Origin of the sequence: Ornithinibacillus sp. FSL M8-0202, from assembly GCF_037975285.1 — a bacterium.
GTDB lineage: Bacteria > Bacillota > Bacilli > Bacillales > Amphibacillaceae > Ornithinibacillus > Ornithinibacillus massiliensis.
Window position 1 is genome coordinate 418,085 of record NZ_CP150248.1, and the last position, 21,253, is coordinate 439,337.

Here is a 21,253-nt window from a genome sequence, read left to right on the forward strand (position 1 = left end):
CTTAATTTATATCTCCTAAATAAACTGGAAATTCTACTCCTTTTGTATAGTCTATGAGCTTCTCTCTCATAGTTTGCGGATAGAGCCTATATTGCATTAACGCTTCCAATGGCAACCATTCCACTGAAATTTGCCCCTCATCTGGCACTATTCCATTCCCCAGATCTCTACTACCTGTCACGCTACATAAAAACATATACTCGATTTGATGTACATCTGCATCAAAGTCGGCATGTTCATGATTATTCCCAATATATTCCCGAATAAATAACAGGCTACCAACATCAACATCTGCATTAACTTCCTCCACACACTCTCGTTTTACAGCTTCATGAAGTGTTTCCCCATGTTCTTGTCCGCCACCAGGAAGTAAATAATAGTAGCCATCTTTATCTTCTTTTTTTATAGTTAATAGTTTATTTTCTTCCATAATAATTGCTTTTGCTGAATTTCTTATTCCCATTTTCCTACTCCCCTTCAACAAGCTATTGGTATAAAATAGAAAATCGTACAGCCAACTATATTTCTGTACGATTTCATTTCTAGTGTTCTACCTATTTATTCATTTATATTTGACTATACGTATCAATCGGTTCCAGAGGAAGCTTTTCCTTCCAAACGCTTCACTAAAGGCTGCTTCCAACTATCAGCTAATAGATGGCAACTTACTAGCTTTTCCACTAGCTCCAGATCATTCTTTTTTTCATACATGACTTCATTACAATTGGCAATGGACCATTCTATAAATGGTCGTTCTAACAAGGCTAGCTCTGCTCCTGCTTTAACGACCCCCTCTTGCAATACGCGAAAATACCAGCCTGTCCTTCCCGTTTTCTGTATACGCATTGCCAGGTCCATTGTTCGATGGCGACGAGCTGGCTTCCAGCAAGGTTTTCTAGGTTGAGAAACTTGTATGACCGCCTCACCAAATTGATATGTATCACCAATACAAACCGTGTATTCATCCATATCAGCCACTGCTAGATTTTCCCCCATACCACCTATATGGATACCTTCTATTTGTTGTTCATTTTGCCAATAATCATAGTGACTTACTGGATATGCAAAAATCGCCTTCTCTTGTCCCCCATGATTTTTCTTATCCGCTACTTCATCACCTTTTAACCCGGATTTACTTAACCAAACAGGCATTTCTGTACTCGCTTTAAACATGCCGCTCTCCCATGCTTTCTCTAATGGATTTGTGGCATCCGGATTACCGACTCGCTTCACTTTACCTACTAACAATTTTTGAACGTATGGTGTTTTCACTCTCTATCTCCTATCACGAAATATGATAATTTAACCAAGTTAAAATAAATGGAGCGATCATTAAAAAAACAGCTGCCATAATGACCCCATTGGTCATCGCTTTTGATAACTTATTTCTCCTCATCCCATTATACCAACCTGAAAATTGCAACTTATTCCGATACAATACAAAAAACAGAACGAGTATCCCTATGAATCCAAATAGCATATAATCTGATGAAATTTCAAATGTTGCATAAATACTTCTTATAATATAACCACCTATCACTTCAAAGAAGGCCAAAAGAAACATTATCCGAACTAACTCCAGACTCATTCTTACCATTACATTACTCTCCTTTACGGAATATGCTACGTTTAGTAAGTATTTACTATAATATTACCACATTTTTTAGAATTATTTATCGGTTCGGATTAATTTCTTTGCAAAATAGCTGAAGTAATTACCAACTATTTAACACTCTCTTTAAATGTAGAATCGAGCTAAATTTTAGGTTTTATTCAACAGAAATTCACTGGGGAAAAGCTGCATAATGATGGAGGAATACTGTGAATTGGACTTATTTCATCTGGTGTTTTGAGGGTTAATGATTCTATAAAATTATATATTGGAAAGCAAGTTCGAGCACTTCTTCGAGAAAAATAGAAGTTGATATTATTCTCTTTTTTGCCAGTAACTACATATGAGCAAAAAAGAGAAGAATCCATATGAATAGCACCAACTAATAGTTAGATATACAACTCCATGGATTCTTCCTTTTTCAATTATCGCATTTTATTTATATTGGCTTGCACCGCTTGTATGATAGCTGAACGAAACCCATGTTCTTCCAAAGCAGCTACAGACTGAATTGTTGTACCACCTGGTGAACAAACATCATCTTTTAGTTTACCTGGGTGTTCATTTGTTTCTAATACCATTTTCGCTGATCCTAAAAGTGCTTGTGCAGCTATTCGGTATGCTTTATCACGTGGCATCCCATTTACAACTGCCGCATCTGCTAATGCTTCGATAAACATATATCCAAACGCTGGAGATGACCCACCTACCGCACTAGCAGTATCCATTAGACTTTCATCTATAATCTCTGCTTTACCAAAGCATTCAAATAACCGTGTTACCTCAATTTGCTCTTCAGGTGTAACAAGTTGGTTAAAACTAATAGCGGTTAACCCTTCGCCGACTAGTACAGGTGTATTTGGCATTGCTTTAACTAACTTTATATTGCGATTAAATTGTTCCTCAGTTTGGGCAATCGTTTGTCCAGCAGCAATGATAATCACAATTGTCTCTTCTTGCACGACATCCTTTATTTCATCTATTACTAGAGGATATTTATCAGGTGTAACTGAAAGAAAAACAATATCACTCTTGTTCAGAACATCTTGGTTATTTTCCGCAACGTTTATTCCATACGTTACGTTTAAATCTAATAATTTTGGCATAGTACGATTGGATGCATAAATATTCTCCGGTAGCACAAACTCGGAATTCACAATACCCCCGATAATCGCCTCTGCCATTTTCCCACTACCAATAAACCCTATTTTTCGTTCCACGTAAAAATTCCTTTCCACTGATGTCATAAAAGTTCATTTTAGTATATTGCTAGTTTTATGGCAATGGTAGAGCAGTAGATCTATTTATTAAGTTATAGGCTGGACTTACATTATGAGGTCGCGTAGAGGAGTCTAAATTCGCGCGGGAAACGTAAGAAATCGCGCCAGGTTTACTTCATAACGCGCGAACATCACAATAATCGCGCCACATCTGATTTATAGCGCGATATTCTATTAATCTGGAGCAATTCTATCAGATTACGCGCGAATTTTCCTTTTTCTCGCGCGAAAATCCATTCTTGTCGCGCGATTTAATTAACATCAAGATAACAAACCTAAGTCGAGCCATTTTCTTATTGACATGTAAAGATAGAATCCATATAATTATTCAATAAAGCTTATGATTCCGTAGCTCAGCTGGGAGAGCGCCACCTTGACAGGGTGGAGGTCGTTGGTTCGAGCCCAATCGGAATCATCACTTCAAACAAAGCGATTCCTAAACGAATTGGGAATCGCTTTGTTTTATTAATTTACCCTACAGAGATTTCTACACAGGATCTATTTGATAACAGATACACATTCACCTAACTCTCAATCGATCTCCCGGATGGATAACATCACTTGTCAATCCATTCAAGCTCCTTAAGGCATTGACAGTAGTATTATAGCGCTGTGCAATACTCCATAATGTATCACCAGCTACAACCGTGTAATATACTGCCCCACCACTAACAATTAGCACTTGACCTGGGTAGATTGTGTCGTCTGTTAATCCATTTAAATCTTTTAATTGTTGCACTGTCATATTATGGGCTTGGGCGATACTCCACAGTGTGTCACCAGATTGTACGGTGTACGTACCAGGACCACCGCCATTCGATTTTCGTCTTAATCCTAGAGCTTGAGCAATACCATTAGCATGGCCTAGGGCAATGCGGGTTAAATAAGCATCAGATTTTAGCTTAGCTGCATCACTTGCATTATCAATAAAGCCATTTTCAGTTAGTACAGCTGGCATATTGGTCTCACGTAACACATGGAAGTTTGCTCTTTTCTTTCCACGATTTACAAAATCCACTTGCCGCATGATCTCCGCATGAAGCCTATCACGGTAGGTGACTGTATTACTGGAAACACTGCCATTATAAATATAGTCTTCGTAACCAGTACCACCACCAGCATTAATGTGGATAGATACAAAATAATCTGCTCCCCAGCTATTTGCATCATTTGTACGCTGAGCTAGCGTGCGTGAAGTGTCACTAGTACGACTCATGCGAATACTATGGCCGTCATAGTCACGATTAAGAATATCGCGAACTTTTAGGGCGATTGCTAGATTGACATTTTTTTCTTGCAATCCGTTCCCTACCGCTCCTGGGTCTGTTCCACCATGACCTGGATCTAAATAAATTTTAGACATTTCAAATCCCCTCCTACTATCTTTATATTAAAAGAGTGGCTTGCCCGATTGGACCAGCCACCTAGTACATCAGTTGGTTTTATTTCTATAACTGCATTACACTCAACCAACAGCATTCTATCAAGAAACAATCTAGTTTCTGATAAACTATTCATCATGATAAAATACACTAGATTCAGTAATTAGGAAATGGTGTCCTTTCACCCATATTAATAGATGGGCAACTCTCATTTTAGGAATTCACGGAACAACCATTCCCCTTTCCTTCTCCGCCATTTATTTCAAAACACGAAATAAATTCTTGGAACTAAATCAAATTATCCTTTATAATAAAAAAGCATTATATTTTTAAATTTAAAAAATTCATAATTTCGACAACGGGGGCATATTTCACGTGAAAACAGTTTTTTCCTTCTTAAAACCATATAAATTACCCGCAATTGTTGCTTTTTTACTCATGCTCGTTGAACTTGTCGTCGAATTACTACTACCATTTTTCCTTGGAAAAATGATTAACGATGGCGTAATCAACCAGGATTTAAACAATATTGTAATGTGGGGCAGCATTATGATTGGTCTTGCATTATTCTCATTTATTTCTGGAATCATTAATTCCTTTTATTCTTCCCATGTGAGTTGGGGGTTTGCGCACGACCTTCGTGAAAGACTATTCCGGAAAATACAGGAATTCTCCTTTGCTAATTTAAATCGTTTTCCAACCTCCCATCTCATGACCCTGTTCACAAACGACGTTCGGCAAATTCAGAATACGATTTTCATGGGGTTACGGATTATGGCAAAAGCACCACTTATCACTATCGGCGGTGTAATAATGGCGTTTATTGTTAATCCAAAGCTAGCAGTTATTTTTTTAATCACCGTACCACTTCTGATTGTATTTTTAGTATGGGTACTAAAAATTGCTTCTAAAATGTTTAACCGCGTACAGAACAGTATTGACCATGTAAACCGTGTCATGCAAGAAAATCTTGCAGGCATGCGATTGATTAAAGCTTTCTTTAGACGAGACCATGAAGAAAATCGTTTTACAGCTTCGAATACAAACTTACGCGATACGACCCGAAAAACATTTCGTTTTGTAGAAGCTTCCACACCAATCTTACTATTTGTCATGAACTTGAGTATTATTTTCATTCTTTGGTTTGGAAATGTACAGTCTGTTGCTGGTACAGCAGAGGTCGGGGATGTTGTAGCAATTGTAAACTATGCGATGCGAGTAGCGATGGCAATATCAATGTTTTCTTTCATTATAATGGCTATCTCTCGTACGAAAGCTTCCGCAGAAAGAATCAGTGAGGTTCTAGAAGAAAAAGTAGACTTACTTGATTCCGAAGATGCAACAGAAGAACAAAGTGTAACCAATGGAAAAGTTGAATTTAAAGATGTTAGCTTCCATTATCCTACTTCACGAGAATCGGTTATTCGCAACCTTTCCTTTACCGTTCAACCAGGTGAAAAGCTTGCTATTATCGGTGCTACTGGTTCTGGGAAATCTTCTTTATTTCAACTGATTCCAAGACTATACGACGTGACGGGTGGCGCTATTTTCATTGATGATAAACCAATCACATTCTATAAATTAGATGCGCTACGAAAGGCAATTGGCTATGTACCACAAAGCCCATTACTATTTAGTGGGCCAATTATAGACAATATATCCTGGGGTAAAGAAAATGCAACACAAGAACAAATTATCAAAGCAGCACAGGATGCCCAAATTCATGAAACGATTATGGAGCTTCCAAATCAATACCAAACAGAAATCGGTCAAAAAGGGGTAAACCTATCTGGTGGGCAAAAGCAGCGTATATCGATTGCCAGAGCACTAATTCGCAAGCCTAAAATCCTTATGCTTGATGATAGTACAAGTGCACTGGACTTAGCTACAGAAGCTAAGTTGCTAGATGCGATTCAAGACGATCTTAATACACTATTCATTATCACGCAAAAAGTATCTACGGCAATGAATGCCGATAGAATATTACTATTAGACGAAGGAAAAATGCTACACATTGGTACGCATGAGGAACTTCTAATAAAGTCTGAGTTATATCGAAAAATTGTGGAATCACAATTTGGAAAGGAGTATCTGAATGTCCATTAAACAGCAGCTTAAAGATCCTTTTCAATATGAGAAAATACCGATCGAAAATATTTCCGAAGAAGTAACGAAAAAAAGGGCAAAGAATACATGGGGTACAATTAAGCGAATATGGTCCTACCTTGCTCGTGAGAAAGCGAAGCTATGGTTCGTTATCTTCATGGTACTAATTAGTTCTGCCATGAGTCTACTTGGACCATTTATGGTCGGGAAGGCAATTGATGATTTCATAGTAGATAGGGAAGTAGCAGGCTTAGGCATGCTCATAATTGGTCTTCTCTTCGTCTATTTATTACATTCTTCATCCGTGTTCCTGCAGAATTATTGGATGATTGGTATCGCTCAAAATACGGTTTATGATTTACGATCTGAACTGTTCCATAAGTTTCACCGATTGCCAATCGCCTACTTCGATAAAAGGCAGCATGGGGAACTAATGAGCCGTATTACGAATGACATCGATAATGTTAATAACACATTAAACCAATCTGTTATTCAAGTATTTTCTAGTATATTAACATTACTAGGTACGGTTGGGGTCATGCTTTACTTAAGTCCATTATTAACACTCGTTACGATGACCATTATTCCGGTAATGTTTTTTGCAACCCGCTGGATTACCAAACGCACTGGGCCACTATATAAATTACAGCAAAAAAGACTTGGTGAACTAAACGGCTATGTAGAAGAAACGGTGTCCGGACAGCACGTCGTTAAAACCTATTCACAGGAAGAACGAGTAATCAATGAGTTTGAAGTCAAAAATAAAGATTTGAACCATTCAGGATTTTGGGCATTAACCATTTCTGGATTTATCCCAAAGGTAATGAACATGCTGAACTTTCTAAGCTTCGGGATGATTGCTCTTGTTGGCGGTATTCTTGCCATTAATACTACACTAGTAACAGTTGGTACTATTGTCATTTTCACCGAATATGCTCGACAATTTACTCGACCGTTAAATGAACTCTCTAACCAGTTCAACCTGCTTCTCTCTGCGGTTGCGGGTGCTGAGCGTGTATTTAATGTAATTGACGAAGAGGAAGAAGAACAAGATGAAGACAAAGCAATTGAATTACATCGTACTCATGGCCATTTCAAGTTTGAGAATGTGTCTTTCGGCTATGAAGAAGAAACTATCATTGACAATGTTAGCTTTGAAGCAAAACCTGGCCAGTCCGTAGCTTTTGTTGGTCATACTGGTGCTGGTAAAACGACCATCATTAACCTAATCTCTCGCTTTTATAATTATGATCATGGTCGTATTACACTTGATGGTATCGATTTAAAAGATATAAAACGCTCTAGCCTTCGTTCACATATGGCATTTGTACTACAGGATTCCTTCCTGTTCCATAATACGATTAGGGAAAACATACGATATGGTCGATTAACTGCTTCTGACGATGATGTCATTGAAGCAGCGAAGAAAGCAAATGCCCATGATTTTATTGTCCAATTACCTGATGGCTACGACACCATACTAGACCAAGAAGGCAGTGGAATTAGTCAAGGACAGAAGCAATTACTTACTATTGCTAGAGCCTTTATCGCTGAGCCTACTATACTTATTCTAGACGAAGCAACTAGTAATATTGACACCATCACCGAATTAAAAATCCAGGAAGCGTTGAAAGAATTAATGAAGGGTAGAACTAGCTTCATTATTGCTCACCGCTTAAACACCATTCAAGAAGCAGATCAAATTGTGATGTTGGAGCATGGAGCTATTTTAGAAAAAGGGAATCACAATGAATTATTAGACTTAAAAGAAAACTATTATAACCTATACAAAGGACAGCTTCGTGAAGTAGTCGGCAGTTAAGATTACAATGCAAGCAATTCGTGATAAACTAGTGCTATGTTAAATGCTTATGGGGTGAATATATTGGCAAGAAAAGGTAAAATGCTAGAAAGAGAAATAAATAGTAGTTATCTCGGTGAAACCATGACACTGAAGATTTATTTGCCGGAGGCTTTTTCACCATTGTATAAATATCATATCTGTATCATGCAAGACGGCAATGACTATTATCAGTTAGGAAGAGTAGCAACAGTTAGTGACCAACTGCACGATGAGGCGGAAATTGAAAATACTATTTTTGTCGGTATTCATTATAAAGACCGCTATGATCGGTTAAACAAATACCATCCGTCTGGTGAACAATATGATAGCTACTGTCATTTTATAATGAAAGAAGTTGTACCATTATTAGACGACTTCCTCCCTACCTATCATATGGGAGGCGCCCGAGCGTTAATGGGAGATTCGTTAGCTGGTACCTTTGCATTACTGCTGGCGATTAAGTATCCGAATACGTTTGGAAAAGTGATTATCCAATCACCTCTAGTCGATGATATCGTACTATCATTAGTTGATAAGGCTACTAACATTCAGGCATTAGATATTTACCACACCATTGGATTAGCAGAAACTAGTGTTCAAACGACGAGGGAGCACGATGTAGATTTTCTTACACCAAATAGAAAATTAAAAGAGCTGTTAGACCAGAAAGGATTAACTTATCACTATAAGGAAATTCCTAATGGTGAACACACCTGGAAATATTGGCAACAAGATATGAAACATGCTTTAAAAACCATTTTTACTGACTAATTTACGGGTTGTTGTAAATAGGTAAAAAAACACTTTCATTACAGCAGTTTTTGGTATAAATTAAAATGTACAAATGTACTCATACGGATAAATGAATAGGAGGTTTTTACATGAAATACGGTATCGCAATTTTTCCATCCAAAAAAATTCAAGATGAAGCTAACTCGTATCGGAAGCGTTATGATCCGCATTATCCATTAATTCCACCACATATCACGATAAAAGAAGCTTTTGAAGCAGATGATCATATGATTGAGGAATTAATACCAGAACTAAAACGTGTTGCTAACAAAACAAAAGCCTTTACTATTCGAATTAATAAAGTGAGTTCTTTTGTTCCTGTGACGAACACCATATACTTAAAAGTAGAACCTACACCAGAACTTACAGCGTTATATGAAAATCTTCATACGGGAAAATTCCCACAAAACGAGCGCTATACATTTGTACCTCATATTACGATTGGCCAAAAATTATTAGATGATGAATACTCGGATATTTTGGGTCAATTGAAAATGAAAAGCTTCCAATTCGAAGAAGTAGTTGATCGCTTCCAGCTTCTTTATCAATTAGAAAATGGTTCTTGGACGGTTTATGAATCATTCGTATTTGGGAAGGAACTTGTATGAACATCAAAATAGCTAAAACAGCTGAAGAAAAGAAACAGGCATATGACGTGCGTACAAGCGTATTTGTGAAGGAGCAACAGGTTCCGCCAGAAGAAGAACTGGATGAATTCGATGAAACAGCGATTCATTTCGTTGGATTCATGGATGAACAACCTATTGCTGCTAGCAGATTACGATTTGTTGAAGAATACGGTAAACTGGAACGGATTTGTATCTTAAAAGAATACCGTGGCAAATCGTTTGGAAGAGCCATGATGGAAGCCATGGAAGCGACAATTAAAGAAAAAGGTTATTTCAAAGCCAAATTAAATGCCCAAACCCATGCTGAGGAATTTTACAAAAAATTAGGCTACCACACTGTTTCAGGTGAATTTATGGATGCTGGAATACCACATGTGACAATGATAAAAGAATTGCAATAAACAGTTCGCTGGGCGAGCTGTTTTATTATTTTCACGCATTACATAGCACAATTGGGAAACCCTATTAGTGGAAAGGGGACGGTTAATTGTGCCTTCATATTCTCAAATGCTAGTGGACACTATTTTTGGTTTCTTTGCTCTATTTCTCCTGACAAAAATTCTAGGAAAAACACAAATATCACAACTAACTGCCTTTGACTTCATTTCAGCAATCATCCTTGGTGAATTGGTTGGGAATGCTTTATTTGATGACAACTCAGGTATATTACAAATTGGGTATGTTCTATTATTATGGGGTAGTTTATTATATGTCACAGAAATTATCACCCAAAAATTCAAGTCAACAAGACCTTTATTAGAGGGATCACCAGAAATAGTGATACGTAAAGGAAAATTAATTAGAGATGTGATGAAAAAGAATAAATTAGACATCAATCAATTGCAGCATATGCTCCGTGGTAAAGATGTATTCACTTTACGAGAGGTGGAGTATGCTATATTAGAAACGAATGGTACATTATCTGTATTAAAAAAGTCAGATTTCCAAACGCCTACACGGAAGGATATGAAGCTAGCACCTCAACCTGCTAATCTTTCTGTAACGTTAATTAATGATGGGGAAATCATTTATGACAACTTACAGGAAAGAAACTTGACCGAGGAATGGCTAATGGATGAGTTAAAAGAACAAGGATACGATAATGTAAAGGATGTTTTTTATGCTGAATACATGAAGGATGAGGAATTATTAGTGTTACCATTTATTAATCGAGGAAAACAAAAGAAATAGCATGATGGCGAAGTTGATAGGAGACTGGGACAAAAGGATGAATCTTAAAGTAAAAACCGAATGATGAGCTACGACCACGCTCCGGAAATATACTTGCGGTTGCTTCCAGTACAGGGGCGACATCTGCTCGAAAAGACCATCGCAGTGTCTACCTTGCACCTTATCACAGCATAAGTGCGACATCTGCTCGAGAGAACCTCGCAGTGTCTTCTTTACCGCCGGGCGGCTGCCTTAGCCTCCTCGTGCCACTTCTTTAGGGGTCTCAACCTTGCCCTTTCCTCCCGCAGGAGTCTACGTATATTTCCGGAGCTAGTATCGTGTATCATTCGGTTTTACATTTAATTCTATTAGTTATGTCCTAACCTCTTCTTTCATTTTTCTAATATCAACCACCATTTCATCAAACATCTTCGGAAATGTGTTCGGTTCATCCTTTATGTACAAAAGTTTATTAGAAGCAAAATAATCCCTTCCTAGTGAAACTCCTATTGGATAATCAATCGCATGTGCAGCAATTAATTCTGCAGAACGAGCATTTTCATAACGCAACAAGAAATCCGTTCTTAATATCATTTGAATTTCACTTAAAATAGGATGTGGCCCATTTACCTTGATATTTCTCGACGCAATAAAACCATGTTGATCCTTAATCGTTGTACCACCTGCAAGCTTATCATCTAAAGCAGCAAAGTAAACCTGTTTGATTTTGGAAAGGATAATGGCACCGAAACATTGAATACATGGTTCCATTGTGGAATAAATTGCTGCCCCCTCGAGTAGGTTATAATCACTTAGCTCTAATTGTAGTAATACATTCATTTCAGCATGTGCTAAACGATTGAAACAAATTTGCTTTGCTGGGGCAGTTTTTTCATGTATTCTATTTCTTCCTTCTAACATAATTTCTCCATCCTGGTTAACAAGTACTGCACCTATTGGGATAGACCCATGACAATATGCCTCCCAAGCTTGTAAGAAACTTCTTTTCCATGGTTCTCCCAAATCACACCATCTCATACGTATCCCTCCTTATTTTCATTATTTTATAAAAATTATAACATAATGAAATCACTAGCGTTGCATTAAATTAATTTTATTATTAAAAATACTCGAAATGTTCAATTTTATTGTTTTGCGCAAAGAAAAAGTCCTTTATAATGGATAAGTCAGGTGGTAAACCCGTCCAAATCCACTAAAAAGGACAAATCTCATGGACAAGATTACACGAAAAACTTCATTTGGACAATGGTTTTCACCAATTAATTTTCAATTATTTGAAGAACAGGTGAAAACATTGAAATTAGATTTCTATACGAAAAAATTAACGACAGAGTCGTTCCTAAAGTTACTGCTTTTTGCACAGCTACAGGAAGTCGAGAGTCTTCATGCACTAAGTGACTGCCTCTTCGATGACAAGCTTCAAAGGGCTATCGACCTTGATTCTATTAGTATTTCTCAGTTATCACGACGATTAAATGGGCTGAATCCCGACCTTTTCCAAAGACTGTTTCTCGATTTAGTATCACAAATTCATGCCAAAACGCATTATACGAAACTTGTAATGCCATTAAAAATTATTGATTCTAGCACTTTGCCACTGAATTTGACGAATCATAAATGGGCAAAATTCCGCAAAACAAAGGCAGGAGTGAAACTGCATCTGCGTCTTGTATTTATGGAAAAAGGCACTTCTTACCCAGAAAAAGCCGTAATGACAACTGCAAAAGAACATGACCGAGGCCAGCTTGAAATTATGGTAGATGACAAAGAATGCATGTATGTGTTCGACCGTGGTTACTTAGACTACGAACGTTTTGACCGCATGACCGACGAGGGCTACTTTTTCCTTTCAAGGCTGCGGAAAAACGCAGTCATACGGGAAGTTTACAACTTTAAGTTGCCCGAAAATATGCCTGTTTTATCAGACCAAATGGTCTTAATTGGTACTACACAAAACCGTGCTGAAAATTATTTTCGCCTGATAAAGGTCTTGGATTCAAAGGGAAATGAACTCCATTTAATTACAAATCGTTTTGATTTAAGTGCCGAAGAGATTTCAGAAATGTACAAATCACGCTGGGCAATTGAATTGTTCTTCAAATGGATCAAACAACATCTCAGCATTAAGAAGTTTTACGGTCAGAGCGAATGGGCGATTCAAAACCAAGTATTTATCGCACTTATTGTTTTTTGCCTTCATGTTCTTGTGCAAATTGAAACAAAAAGCAAGCGAAAAACGCTACAAATTAGCCGTTATTTAAGGGCTGCATTATGGAAACCAGCGCATATTTGGCTTCGAAAGATTGAAGGCAAATCCGTCCCTTAATAAGCAAATTGTCGTTGTCACACAGGTCTAATTGTAAATTATTTCCAAATGGATGGAGCCACCTTTAATTCGGTATTTACTTTTTTGGCTCTAAACAGAAGATATAATAAAACTGAAAATTACGACATTATTTTTGCAACACTAGTGTAATGAAATAAAAGAAAAATACTTCTATATAAAGTGCGCTTAATTAAATTGAACTAAGTTAAGCTACACGCCATACACATCATCCAACCTACTAAATACGTTCATTAATAAATTGCCCTAAACCTGTAATCTCTGTATAGATAGCATCGACTTCACTAAATTCGGAAACAGATTGCTCCACTTCATTTAGAATCAAGTCTACTTTATTATTCCTAATTTCTTCTTGATGCTGTAATTCTTCATATTTTGCCTGTAATCCAGCTTTATATGGTTTTTCCACGGTCGTAATTGTTCTTTTATTCGTTACCATTCTTCTTTGATAATCGGAATACTCATGTTGTTGAATTGGTAATATATATCCCATATTTCTACCTCCTCAACCCTATTTGTAAAGTTATTCGTAATTTTCTATTAGTTTATGTCTGTTCTATAATACTTACTCCCCCATTCTTTTTTCAAAATCCCTTATCCAATTTTCAATATCTGTCATATTCTTCATAAAACGTGTATTCCACGCAATCATTTCCTTTTCAAATAGTACCTTTTTCTTTTCCGGACTTTGCAACCATTTTTCATTCTTTTCAAGGTGTCTTTCTATAATTTCGAGATTTTTCATGAATTTTTCTCTATCCATTTCTTCCCTCCATTCCTTTATAAGCAAAAAAAAGGCAGCAATTAAGCTGCTTATAGTTATGGATGGTGGCAAACTAATGTTAATACGTTAAATCCAAGAAAATGGTCCGCGACCTTTTCTTTCATCGTCTAATTCATCATGGTCACGGTTATCTATGCTGCTTGACTCATATCTTTCATTACCTTCGTCTTGTCTGAATCCACCAAAGAAACGATCTCGTTTTCTTTCCGGTCTAATAATGACATTTTCTGCTTCAATAACAAGGTCTTTAACACGAATTACTCTTCTATTATTCTCTGACATGAATGTCACTCCTCCATGATATTTGCTCGATATTAGTCTATGTCATTATTTAAAATGGGTATGGTCAAGTGCCCTTTTTATTCCTATTTATTTGATTGTTTTACTTCATTAAACATGGATAAGTACCTAAAAATATTTATCGTACAGTCGCCCACACCATATAACACGATGTACATATTCTATTAGAGACAATAGTCAATTAGCTTTAGAAAGGAGAAATGTTTCATGGGTTGTGGCCATGGTAGAGTAGAAGGTGTATCAGCAAAAGAAAACTGCGTTTGTGAGATTCTTCGTGATATTGTAGATGCTCAAAACGATGTTATTGAAAATTGCTGTGATACTAGTTGTGAGCAATCAATCAATGATTTATTAGGTGAAACAGATCCAGGTAATGGGTTGGATACGGTACCTGTCATTTTATACTGCGCAGGTGATTGCAAGCCATTTAAAGGATTTGGTGCAAGACGTGGGAACGGATTAGGAACTATCGGTAAGCTTCAATCTAGCTTTATCTTCCGTGTGAAAACTGTAACAGACGACTGCTGTGCTGTTCTAGAGTTACTACGTGATCCTAACGATCCTTGCGAATGTGATCATTTAAAGGATCCTTGTGATCAATCAACTCATAATCTAGAAAACACTGGTATCTGTATCACTGTTGACCTAGATTGCTTCTGTCATGTAACTTGCTTACCAGCTATTAGTGTATTTGATTGATAAATAAGAACACCATGGGATAGCTTTCCATGGTGTTTTCTTTTACTATTTAAAACCCTAAAAGTCTAATATCTGTAATATCTTCTATTGAAACCTCTGTTGTTCTTCTTCCGACCCTCATCTTTATCACTTCATTTTCCTTGTCTAACATGATCCCTCGATACTTATTGTCGTTTGTAACTACTTCACACCGCATTCTTGGTAAATGACTTGGTGTTTTTATGAAATAGTCTATTTTTTCCATAAGGGTCATTTCTTTAAACTTCTTCCGCTCTAATTTATTATCCTCCGACACTTCCTCCAAGCTTGATGAGGATGATTCCATCTCTTCTAGATCTTGTGTAGGAAAAGATGGACGTCTCTTTTTCACTTGTGGTTCTTTTACTTCATTGGCATTCGATATCCCTGTACTAAATGCGTTTAAACTAGGTCTTTTTTTTATTGTCTCTTGTGATTTAGCTCCAGCTTCTGAATGGGTAGGCGATGAGGAGACAGATTGGTTTGTTTGTTTTTTTGTAGACGTATAGGAATGCTGCATCGGTGCGGTTGGCGTATCCACTGTGGGTTGATGAATGTATAGTAACGGTTCTCTTGCATATTTTCTGCGTTTCATTTACTAAACCCCTTTCTATTCTTTGTCGTCAACCTATTATATGACCTAAAGAATTAAATGGTGTTAAATGCCTATTTATAAAAGTGCTTGTTCCTCGCAGAAAACTAAGAAGAGGATGGGACAAAAGAATTTACCTAGGAAAAACCGGATGATGAGCAAGGACCCCGCTCCAGAAATATACTTCATTTCACTTCCAATACAGGGGCGACATCTTCTCGAGAGAAACTCGCAGTGTCTTCTTTACCGCCGGTGGCTGGTGAGCCTTCTTGTGCTACTTCTTTAGGAGTCTCAACCTTGCCCTATCCTCCTACAGGAGTCTACGTATATTTCCGGAGCTAGTATCGTGTATCATTCGATTTTACATTTAATTCTCTTATTTAGACCCAGCCTCCTTTCAAGACATATCTATATTCGTTTACTTGGTTTATATAAAAAACCGAAAACCATATGCTTTTTTAGCTAAACAGTTATCTATACATATTGCTTATAACAATAAACGCATAAAAGTCGTAGCTAGTCCAAAATATATTAGTACCGAAATAATATCATTTATCGTCGTAATAAATGGGCCGGAAGCTACAGCTGGATCAATACGAAAACGATCCATTAGTAGTGGAATAAATGAACCAGCAAGTGTTGCCACAATCAAGGTTAACATGATTGATAAGCCAACTAGAATTCCTAAATATATGTTATCCTGCCATAAAAAGATGACGACAGTTATAATCAAACCACACACCGTTCCCGTGATAAGCCCGGTACCCGCTTCACGAAGAATCAATTTTAGCTTACCAGAATCACCATATTCACCAGTAGCCAGTCCCCGAACAGCTACTGCTAGCGCCTGGGTTCCTGTATTCCCAGCCATCCCCCCAATTAACGGAATAAAAATAGAGAGTATGGTAACTTGATTTAAGGTTTCCTCAAACTGACCAATTAAACTAGCAGTCAATAATCCCAAGAATAATAATATAATTAACCATGGTAAACGTTTCTTTGCAGCTATTAAAGGATTAGTATCCTTACTATCCCCATCAGAAATACCTGCTAAGCGAGAATAATCTTCACTAGCCTCTTCTTCCATAACATCTAAAATATCATCAACGGTAATAATTCCTAATAAATGTTGTTGAAAATCAACAACTGGAACGGCAAGAAAATCATAATCCCGCATGGATTTAGCAACATCTTGCTGATTTTCTGCCACAGAGACGTGGAAAACTTTTTCATTCATAATACTTTCAATCGTTGTATGATCATCAGCAATGATAAGATCCCGTAATGACAGAACGCCGACTAATCTTTTGTCACCATCGACCACATATAAATAATAAATCGTTTCCGCATCTGGAGCTTCTTCTTTCAACTGCTTCATTGTATCTTTCACGGTTTGCATTTTGTTTACCGAGATGAACTCAGTTGTCATAATACTACCCGCAGTCTTTTCCTCATAATGAAGAAGATCCTTAATGTCTTCAGCATCCGCTTTATTCATTATTGTTAAAAAGCTTACAACCTTTTCTTTCTCCATCTCATTTAGGATGTCCACCGCATCATCGGTCGACATTTCAGCAAATACCATGGAAGCATAGTTCGTATCCATTTCAGTGAAGAATGGTTGAATATCTTCAAGCCCAATATGCTCCATCATCGCCGCCACTTCCTCTGGAGAGAGGTAGCTATAAATTAACATACGGTCCATTTTTTCTACTTCCGTAAAAAATAACGCCTGATCATATGGGTGCATGTCTAGAAAACGTTCTCTAAAACCGTATATATTTTCACTTTGTAAAATTTCTAGAAGCCTATTGAACGCTTCCCCCTTTACTTCCTCTTTATTGTCCATATGCAACCCCCTTTTAAATATATCTATCATCGTTATACATACCTGTAAAAATCATTCATCTAATTACAGAAAGATGCTATAATAGTATAATGCGTAAACTATGTTTTAAAAATAACAAAAGTATCATATAGAAAGTAAGGAACAATCATGAATACTAATAAAAATAACATTGATTATACATTAATATCAATTATACTGCTGTTAGGTATCGTGAGTGTTTTCACGATATATACGGTCGAACCCACCTTACCTGCAACATTAGCAGACCAAAACTTCTTTCAAAAACAAATCATTTGGTATGTTGGTGGAGGACTTATCATCGCATTACTTATGCAAATTGACTATGACCGTTTCAGGCAATTAACCTGGATCCTTTATGGAATTGGTATGGTCATGTTACTCATGCTGTTTTTTGGGTTTCCACCAGGGATTGTCCACGAAGTAAATAATGCTGTGAGTTGGTTTAAATTCCCTGTACTTGGAACTCTACAGCCTGCTGAATTTATGAAAGTAATTCTCATTTTAACGTTGGCACATGTTATGTATTTCCATAACCAAAAATATCTCAAACCAACTGTTAAGAATGATTTATGGTTACTATGCAAAATACTATTACTTTCCCTTCCGCCGATGGGACTAATAGCAGTACAGCCTGACTTAGGTGGATTATTAGTTCTTGCCGCTATTACAGGGGCAATGATTTTAGTATCCGGAATTCGCTGGAGCTTGATTTTAAGTATTATACTAATTGCATTAGGCGGAATAGGATTAATTGTTGCTGCCTACTTCCTTTTCCCAGATTCTATAGCTGTATTTTTAGAAGAGACCGTGTTTAAACACGTATCTAGTCGTTTCTACGGGTGGCTTAGTCCTGAACAGTACTCTGAATCTGGTTATCAATTAATGAAAGCGATGATGGCTATTGGGTCTGGTCAGCTTTTCGGAAAAGGAATTGAAGTCATGCAAGTAAGCGTCCCTGAACGCCATACGGATATGATATTTACCGCTATTGCAGAGCAATTTGGTTTTATTGGTTCTAGTATTGTTGTAACATTATTCTTCCTATTACTATATCGCCTAATTTATATCGCCATTCAAAGTAATGACAGTTATGCAAGCTATATTGTAACTGGAACTATAGGGATGTTTGCATATCAAATATTTCAAAACATCGGCATGTCTATTCAGCTACTCCCAATCACCGGTTTGCCGTTACCGTTTTTAAGCTATGGTGGTAGTTCAACCTTAACATATCTATTAGCAATTGGGATTGTATTAAATATTCACTCTCGAACAAAAAAATATATGTTTGAATAAGCGAGAATAGCAGATACTATTCTCGCTTTCCTTTTACAATGAGGTGATAGAATGAAAGTAGATATTATTGGTGATGTTCATGGCTGCTACCAAGAACTTTGTAGTTTGTTTGAGGAATTAGGTTACCAAAGCATAGATGGTATCTACCTTCACCCCGACAACCGTATTCCAGTACTTGTTGGGGATCTAACGGACCGTGGCCCAGAATCGATTAACGTGATTCAAATTGTGCATGAGATGGTCGTGAAGCACAAAAAGGCAAAATATGTACCAGGTAATCATTGTAATAAATTGTATCGTTATTTCTTAGGTAATAAAGTGCAACATCAGCATGGTTTGGAGACTACCATAATGGAGTATATGGCCTTAAACGAAAAAGTGCAGGACCAAATCCGAAGTCAGTTCATAAAACTATATGAGGAAGCACCACTCTACCTACAATTACCAGAAGTAAATGCAGTCGTTGCTCATGCAGGAATTAAACAAGCTTATATTGGACGTAATGACAAAAAGGTAAAAACATTTGTATTGTATGGAGATATTACGGGCGAATTTGATGAGGCAGGTAGACCGATTCGCCGAGATTGGGCACAGCATTATCAAGGGGATGCTTGGATTGTGTATGGTCATACACCTGTACGGAAACCGCGAATCATAAACAAAACGATTAATATTGATACAGGGTGCGTATTTGGTAACAAATTAACCGCATTTCAACTCCCAGAAGAAAGTATTGTCAGTGTTCCATCTAAACAACCTTTTCATCCAGATAAATTCCGATCCTTCCCAGACAGCTAATTACATGTCTGGAAGGATCTGTTTCATATCTTCTGGTAAAGGGGCTTGATAAGTCATCCATTCTTTTGTTCCAGGGTGCTCAAAGCCTAGCTCAAAACAATGAAGCGCTTGACGATTTATTAGCGTTTTCTTACCTCCATATAAATCATCTCCTGCTAGCGGGTGGCCAATATGAGAAAAATGCACACGAATTTGATGCGTCCTTCCTGTTTCAAGCTGTACAGCAAGTAAACTATGGGAATCCGTTTCCTGTACAACTTGATAATGCGTGATTGCTCTTTGACCGTCCTCCCGAACAGTTCGTTCAATTATAGAGCCTTCTTTTCTAGCAATATTAGCATCGATAATACCTTGTTTTTCTTTAAGAATCCCCTCAACTAAAGCATAATACTTACGTTTCACCTTCCCCTTTTTTTGACTGGCTGATAAAATGGAATGACTTAAACGGTGTTTGGCTATTAATAATAAGCCTGACGTATCTCGATCAAGCCTTGTAACGACATGAACCGTATAAGGGATATTATGTGTTTCATAGTAATATAGAATCCCATTCGCTAATGTGCCGCTTTGATGAATAATGGATGGTATAGTAGCAATACCACTTTGCTTATTCATAACCATTATCGCATCATCTTCATACACGATATCTAGTGGTATATTCTCAGCTCGCATAAGCGGCCCCTTTACCTCCATTGCAAACTCTACCGACACAATATCTCCGGACTTTAACTTATAGCGCAAATTCTCCGGCTTGCCATTAACGAGTATTTTTCCCCCATCATAAATAAGACTTTTCAATAGACGTCTTGAAAAGTCTTGATCATTTCGTAAAAATTCACGTAATAGTTTTCCATCTGTGTCATTCTGGATGATCCATCTCATCGAAGTTATCACCTATACTTTAATTATTCTCTGCAATAAAGGAGTCACGTACTCGATTCCAAAACGGGAACGGCCTAAACCGGGCAAAACGAATTTTCTCCTTAGCCACGCGACATTGAATAGATTTCACATTCGTGTAATTATGGGTAATATGGTCAATCGTTATAAAGAAGCTACGATCGACTATTGGCTTTAATAAACAAGTATGATGCTTTGGTAAAATTAACGGAGAACCAATGGTACGAAATACCCGATTATTTATTGATGCCATTTCGGTTAATTGAATTGCCTCTAGAGTCGGGTGAATAATCCCACCACCTAGTGCTTTATTATAAGCCGTACTACCAGAAGGTGTCGATATACATAAGCCATCTCCACGAAATGTCTCAAACCGTTCTCCTCTAATTTCAACATCAAATACAACAGAGCTTTCGGGGGTTTTAATCGTTGCTTCATTTAATGCCAAATATCTATCCGTCTTATTTCCAGTTTTCGAGCGAATTGTAACCTCTAATAATGGATATTCCACAATCTGATAAGGTGTCTTCGCAATTTCGATTACAAGCTTCTCCAATTCCTCAGGCAAGTAATCGGCATAAAACCCTAAATGGCCAGTGTGAATCCCAATAAAAGCTGTTTGGCTAAGTCTATGGTTATAGCGATGGAATGCTTCTAAAAAAGTGCCATCTCCTCCAACTGAAATAACCAAATCCGGTTCTTCGCGATCATATAATAGATCAAAGTCGATTAAATGCTGTTTCATTTTAGCTTTAATCTTATTCGATCTATCGTCTCCCTTTGAAATGATTTTAAACTTCAATCTCATGTCCTCCTA

At 37.2% G+C, this 21,253-nt stretch carries 23 protein-coding genes and 1 tRNA gene; 11 read left to right on the forward strand and 13 right to left on the reverse strand.

All coding sequences use genetic code 11. From position 1 onward, the window contains the following. Position 1 precedes the first annotated feature (1 nt). The 4 genes from MKY78_RS02100 to proC form a co-directional block, all read right to left on the reverse strand. Positions 2–463, reverse strand: coding sequence for an NUDIX domain-containing protein (locus MKY78_RS02100; protein ID WP_339215830.1), 462 nt, complete (start codon positions 461–463; stop codon positions 2–4). Positions 464–585: 122 nt separating this feature from the next. After that, positions 586–1,272 carry an MOSC domain-containing protein gene (locus MKY78_RS02105; protein ID WP_339215832.1) on the reverse strand — a complete coding sequence of 229 codons (687 nt, stop codon included), beginning with the start codon at positions 1,270–1,272 and terminating at the stop codon, positions 586–588. A gap of 13 nt (positions 1,273–1,285) precedes the next feature. Continuing rightward, positions 1,286–1,597, reverse strand: coding sequence for a hypothetical protein (locus tag MKY78_RS02110; protein ID WP_339215833.1), 312 nt, complete (start codon positions 1,595–1,597; stop codon positions 1,286–1,288). 440 nt (positions 1,598–2,037) lie between these two features. Continuing rightward, positions 2,038–2,832, reverse strand: coding sequence for a pyrroline-5-carboxylate reductase (gene proC, locus MKY78_RS02115; protein WP_339215835.1), 795 nt, complete (start codon positions 2,830–2,832; stop codon positions 2,038–2,040). 402 nt (positions 2,833–3,234) lie between these two features. Here proC and MKY78_RS02120 point away from each other — a divergent pair. Further along, positions 3,235–3,307 (forward strand) — tRNA-Val (locus MKY78_RS02120). A 105-nt stretch (positions 3,308–3,412) separates the two neighbouring features. Here the strand turns inward: MKY78_RS02120 and MKY78_RS02125 are convergent. Then, positions 3,413–4,255 carry an N-acetylmuramoyl-L-alanine amidase gene (locus tag MKY78_RS02125; protein WP_339215837.1) on the reverse strand — a complete coding sequence of 281 codons (843 nt, stop codon included), beginning with the start codon at positions 4,253–4,255 and terminating at the stop codon, positions 3,413–3,415. Positions 4,256–4,649: 394 nt separating this feature from the next. Between MKY78_RS02125 and MKY78_RS02130 the strand changes: the two genes are divergently transcribed. The 6 genes from MKY78_RS02130 to MKY78_RS02155 all read left to right on the forward strand — a co-directional run bounded on the left by MKY78_RS02130 (position 4,650) and on the right by MKY78_RS02155 (position 10,835). Continuing rightward, positions 4,650–6,380: an ABC transporter ATP-binding protein gene (locus tag MKY78_RS02130; protein WP_339215839.1), complete on the forward strand. Its 1,731-nt coding sequence runs from the start codon at positions 4,650–4,652 to the stop codon at positions 6,378–6,380. Beyond that, the gene (locus MKY78_RS02135) at positions 6,370–8,202 is read left to right on the forward strand and encodes an ABC transporter ATP-binding protein (protein ID WP_211741686.1); all 1,833 of its coding nucleotides are present in this window, start codon (positions 6,370–6,372) and stop codon (positions 8,200–8,202) included. Before MKY78_RS02130 ends, MKY78_RS02135 begins: the two co-directional genes overlap by 11 nt. 63 nt (positions 8,203–8,265) lie before the next feature. Beyond that, entirely contained in the window at positions 8,266–8,994 is a 729-nt protein-coding gene (locus MKY78_RS02140) for an alpha/beta hydrolase-fold protein (RefSeq protein WP_211741687.1), read from the forward strand. Positions 8,995–9,104: 110 nt separating this feature from the next. After that, positions 9,105–9,623 (forward strand): YjcG family protein, encoded by a 519-nt coding sequence (locus MKY78_RS02145; protein ID WP_211741688.1) that lies wholly within the window; start codon positions 9,105–9,107, stop codon positions 9,621–9,623. Then, complete coding sequence (locus MKY78_RS02150; protein WP_339215842.1) at positions 9,620–10,045, forward strand: GNAT family N-acetyltransferase; 426 nt, start codon at positions 9,620–9,622, stop codon at positions 10,043–10,045. Before MKY78_RS02145 ends, MKY78_RS02150 begins: the two co-directional genes overlap by 4 nt. Positions 10,046–10,151: 106 nt before the next feature. Next, positions 10,152–10,835, forward strand: a complete 684-nt coding sequence (locus MKY78_RS02155) for a DUF421 domain-containing protein (RefSeq protein ID WP_211742015.1) — start codon at positions 10,152–10,154, stop codon at positions 10,833–10,835. 351 nt (positions 10,836–11,186) lie between these two features. Here MKY78_RS02155 and MKY78_RS02160 read toward each other — a convergent pair whose 3' ends face one another. Continuing rightward, positions 11,187–11,852 carry a nucleoside deaminase gene (locus tag MKY78_RS02160; protein WP_339215844.1) on the reverse strand — a complete coding sequence of 222 codons (666 nt, stop codon included), beginning with the start codon at positions 11,850–11,852 and terminating at the stop codon, positions 11,187–11,189. 193 nt (positions 11,853–12,045) lie between these two features. Here MKY78_RS02160 and MKY78_RS02165 point away from each other — a divergent pair, with 193 nt between their 5' ends. After that, a complete protein-coding gene (locus tag MKY78_RS02165; protein ID WP_339213018.1) occupies positions 12,046–13,161 on the forward strand; it encodes an IS4 family transposase in 1,116 nt (371 codons plus the stop codon). Between the two features lie 238 nt (positions 13,162–13,399). Here the strand turns inward: MKY78_RS02165 and MKY78_RS02170 are convergent, their stop codons facing one another. From MKY78_RS02170 to MKY78_RS02180, 3 genes are all read right to left on the reverse strand, one after another. Continuing rightward, complete coding sequence (locus MKY78_RS02170) at positions 13,400–13,672, reverse strand: hypothetical protein (RefSeq protein WP_211741690.1); 273 nt, start codon at positions 13,670–13,672, stop codon at positions 13,400–13,402. A 72-nt stretch (positions 13,673–13,744) separates the two neighbouring features. Next, positions 13,745–13,942, reverse strand: a complete 198-nt coding sequence (locus MKY78_RS02175) for a hypothetical protein (RefSeq protein ID WP_339215846.1) — start codon at positions 13,940–13,942, stop codon at positions 13,745–13,747. 87 nt (positions 13,943–14,029) lie between these two features. Further along, positions 14,030–14,245 (reverse strand): hypothetical protein, encoded by a 216-nt coding sequence (locus MKY78_RS02180; protein WP_211741692.1) that lies wholly within the window; start codon positions 14,243–14,245, stop codon positions 14,030–14,032. A 225-nt stretch (positions 14,246–14,470) separates the two neighbouring features. Here MKY78_RS02180 and MKY78_RS02185 point away from each other — a divergent pair, with 225 nt between their 5' ends. Continuing rightward, complete coding sequence (locus MKY78_RS02185; protein WP_211741693.1) at positions 14,471–14,962, forward strand: CotY/CotZ family spore coat protein; 492 nt, start codon at positions 14,471–14,473, stop codon at positions 14,960–14,962. 49 nt (positions 14,963–15,011) lie between these two features. Here the strand turns inward: MKY78_RS02185 and MKY78_RS02190 are convergent, their stop codons facing one another. Both MKY78_RS02190 and mgtE read right to left on the reverse strand, forming a co-directional pair. After that, a complete protein-coding gene (locus MKY78_RS02190; RefSeq protein WP_339215849.1) occupies positions 15,012–15,575 on the reverse strand; it encodes a CotO family spore coat protein in 564 nt (187 codons plus the stop codon). 484 nt (positions 15,576–16,059) lie between these two features. After that, a complete protein-coding gene (gene mgtE, locus MKY78_RS02195; protein WP_339215850.1) occupies positions 16,060–17,421 on the reverse strand; it encodes a magnesium transporter in 1,362 nt (453 codons plus the stop codon). Positions 17,422–17,568: 147 nt separating this feature from the next. Here mgtE and MKY78_RS02200 point away from each other — a divergent pair, with 147 nt between their 5' ends. Beyond that, positions 17,569–18,738 carry an FtsW/RodA/SpoVE family cell cycle protein gene (locus MKY78_RS02200; protein WP_339215852.1) on the forward strand — a complete coding sequence of 390 codons (1,170 nt, stop codon included), beginning with the start codon at positions 17,569–17,571 and terminating at the stop codon, positions 18,736–18,738. Positions 18,739–18,789: 51 nt separating this feature from the next. Further along, positions 18,790–19,536, forward strand: a complete 747-nt coding sequence (gene prpE, locus MKY78_RS02205; protein ID WP_339215854.1) for a bis(5'-nucleosyl)-tetraphosphatase PrpE — start codon at positions 18,790–18,792, stop codon at positions 19,534–19,536. On the opposite strand, the gene MKY78_RS02210 is transcribed toward prpE, so the two are convergent. Together MKY78_RS02210 and MKY78_RS02215 are read right to left on the reverse strand one after the other, a co-directional pair. After that, the gene (locus tag MKY78_RS02210) at positions 19,537–20,418 is read right to left on the reverse strand and encodes an RluA family pseudouridine synthase (RefSeq protein ID WP_339215856.1); all 882 of its coding nucleotides are present in this window, start codon (positions 20,416–20,418) and stop codon (positions 19,537–19,539) included. Positions 20,419–20,437: 19 nt separating this feature from the next. Next, positions 20,438–21,238: an NAD kinase gene (locus MKY78_RS02215; RefSeq protein ID WP_186871358.1), complete on the reverse strand. Its 801-nt coding sequence runs from the start codon at positions 21,236–21,238 to the stop codon at positions 20,438–20,440. Between the last annotated feature and the right edge of the window lie 15 nt (positions 21,239–21,253).

Bases quoted from the DNA above. Each gene is read 5' to 3' on its own strand.
- MKY78_RS02210 (WP_339215856.1), bottom strand. From the start codon at position 20,418: ATGAGATGGATCATCCAGAATGACACAGATGGAAAACTATTACGTGAA.
- MKY78_RS02165 (WP_339213018.1), top strand. From the start codon at position 12,046: ATGGACAAGATTACACGAAAAACTTCATTTGGACAATGGTTTTCACCA.
- MKY78_RS02200 (WP_339215852.1), top strand. From the start codon at position 17,569: ATGAATACTAATAAAAATAACATTGATTATACATTAATATCAATTATA.
- MKY78_RS02175 (WP_339215846.1), bottom strand. From the start codon at position 13,942: ATGGATAGAGAAAAATTCATGAAAAATCTCGAAATTATAGAAAGACAC.
- MKY78_RS02100 (WP_339215830.1), bottom strand. From the start codon at position 463: ATGGGAATAAGAAATTCAGCAAAAGCAATTATTATGGAAGAAAATAAA.
- MKY78_RS02135 (WP_211741686.1), top strand. From the start codon at position 6,370: ATGTCCATTAAACAGCAGCTTAAAGATCCTTTTCAATATGAGAAAATA.
- MKY78_RS02185 (WP_211741693.1), top strand. From the start codon at position 14,471: ATGGGTTGTGGCCATGGTAGAGTAGAAGGTGTATCAGCAAAAGAAAAC.
- MKY78_RS02155 (WP_211742015.1), top strand. From the start codon at position 10,152: ATGCTAGTGGACACTATTTTTGGTTTCTTTGCTCTATTTCTCCTGACA.
- MKY78_RS02150 (WP_339215842.1), top strand. From the start codon at position 9,620: ATGAACATCAAAATAGCTAAAACAGCTGAAGAAAAGAAACAGGCATAT.
- MKY78_RS02190 (WP_339215849.1), bottom strand. From the start codon at position 15,575: ATGAAACGCAGAAAATATGCAAGAGAACCGTTACTATACATTCATCAA.
- MKY78_RS02125 (WP_339215837.1), bottom strand. From the start codon at position 4,255: ATGTCTAAAATTTATTTAGATCCAGGTCATGGTGGAACAGACCCAGGA.
- mgtE (WP_339215850.1), bottom strand. From the start codon at position 17,421: ATGGACAATAAAGAGGAAGTAAAGGGGGAAGCGTTCAATAGGCTTCTA.
- MKY78_RS02180 (WP_211741692.1), bottom strand. From the start codon at position 14,245: ATGTCAGAGAATAATAGAAGAGTAATTCGTGTTAAAGACCTTGTTATT.
- MKY78_RS02170 (WP_211741690.1), bottom strand. From the start codon at position 13,672: ATGGGATATATATTACCAATTCAACAACATGAGTATTCCGATTATCAA.
- MKY78_RS02110 (WP_339215833.1), bottom strand. From the start codon at position 1,597: ATGGTAAGAATGAGTCTGGAGTTAGTTCGGATAATGTTTCTTTTGGCC.
- MKY78_RS02145 (WP_211741688.1), top strand. From the start codon at position 9,105: ATGAAATACGGTATCGCAATTTTTCCATCCAAAAAAATTCAAGATGAA.
- prpE (WP_339215854.1), top strand. From the start codon at position 18,790: ATGAAAGTAGATATTATTGGTGATGTTCATGGCTGCTACCAAGAACTT.
- MKY78_RS02160 (WP_339215844.1), bottom strand. From the start codon at position 11,852: ATGAGATGGTGTGATTTGGGAGAACCATGGAAAAGAAGTTTCTTACAA.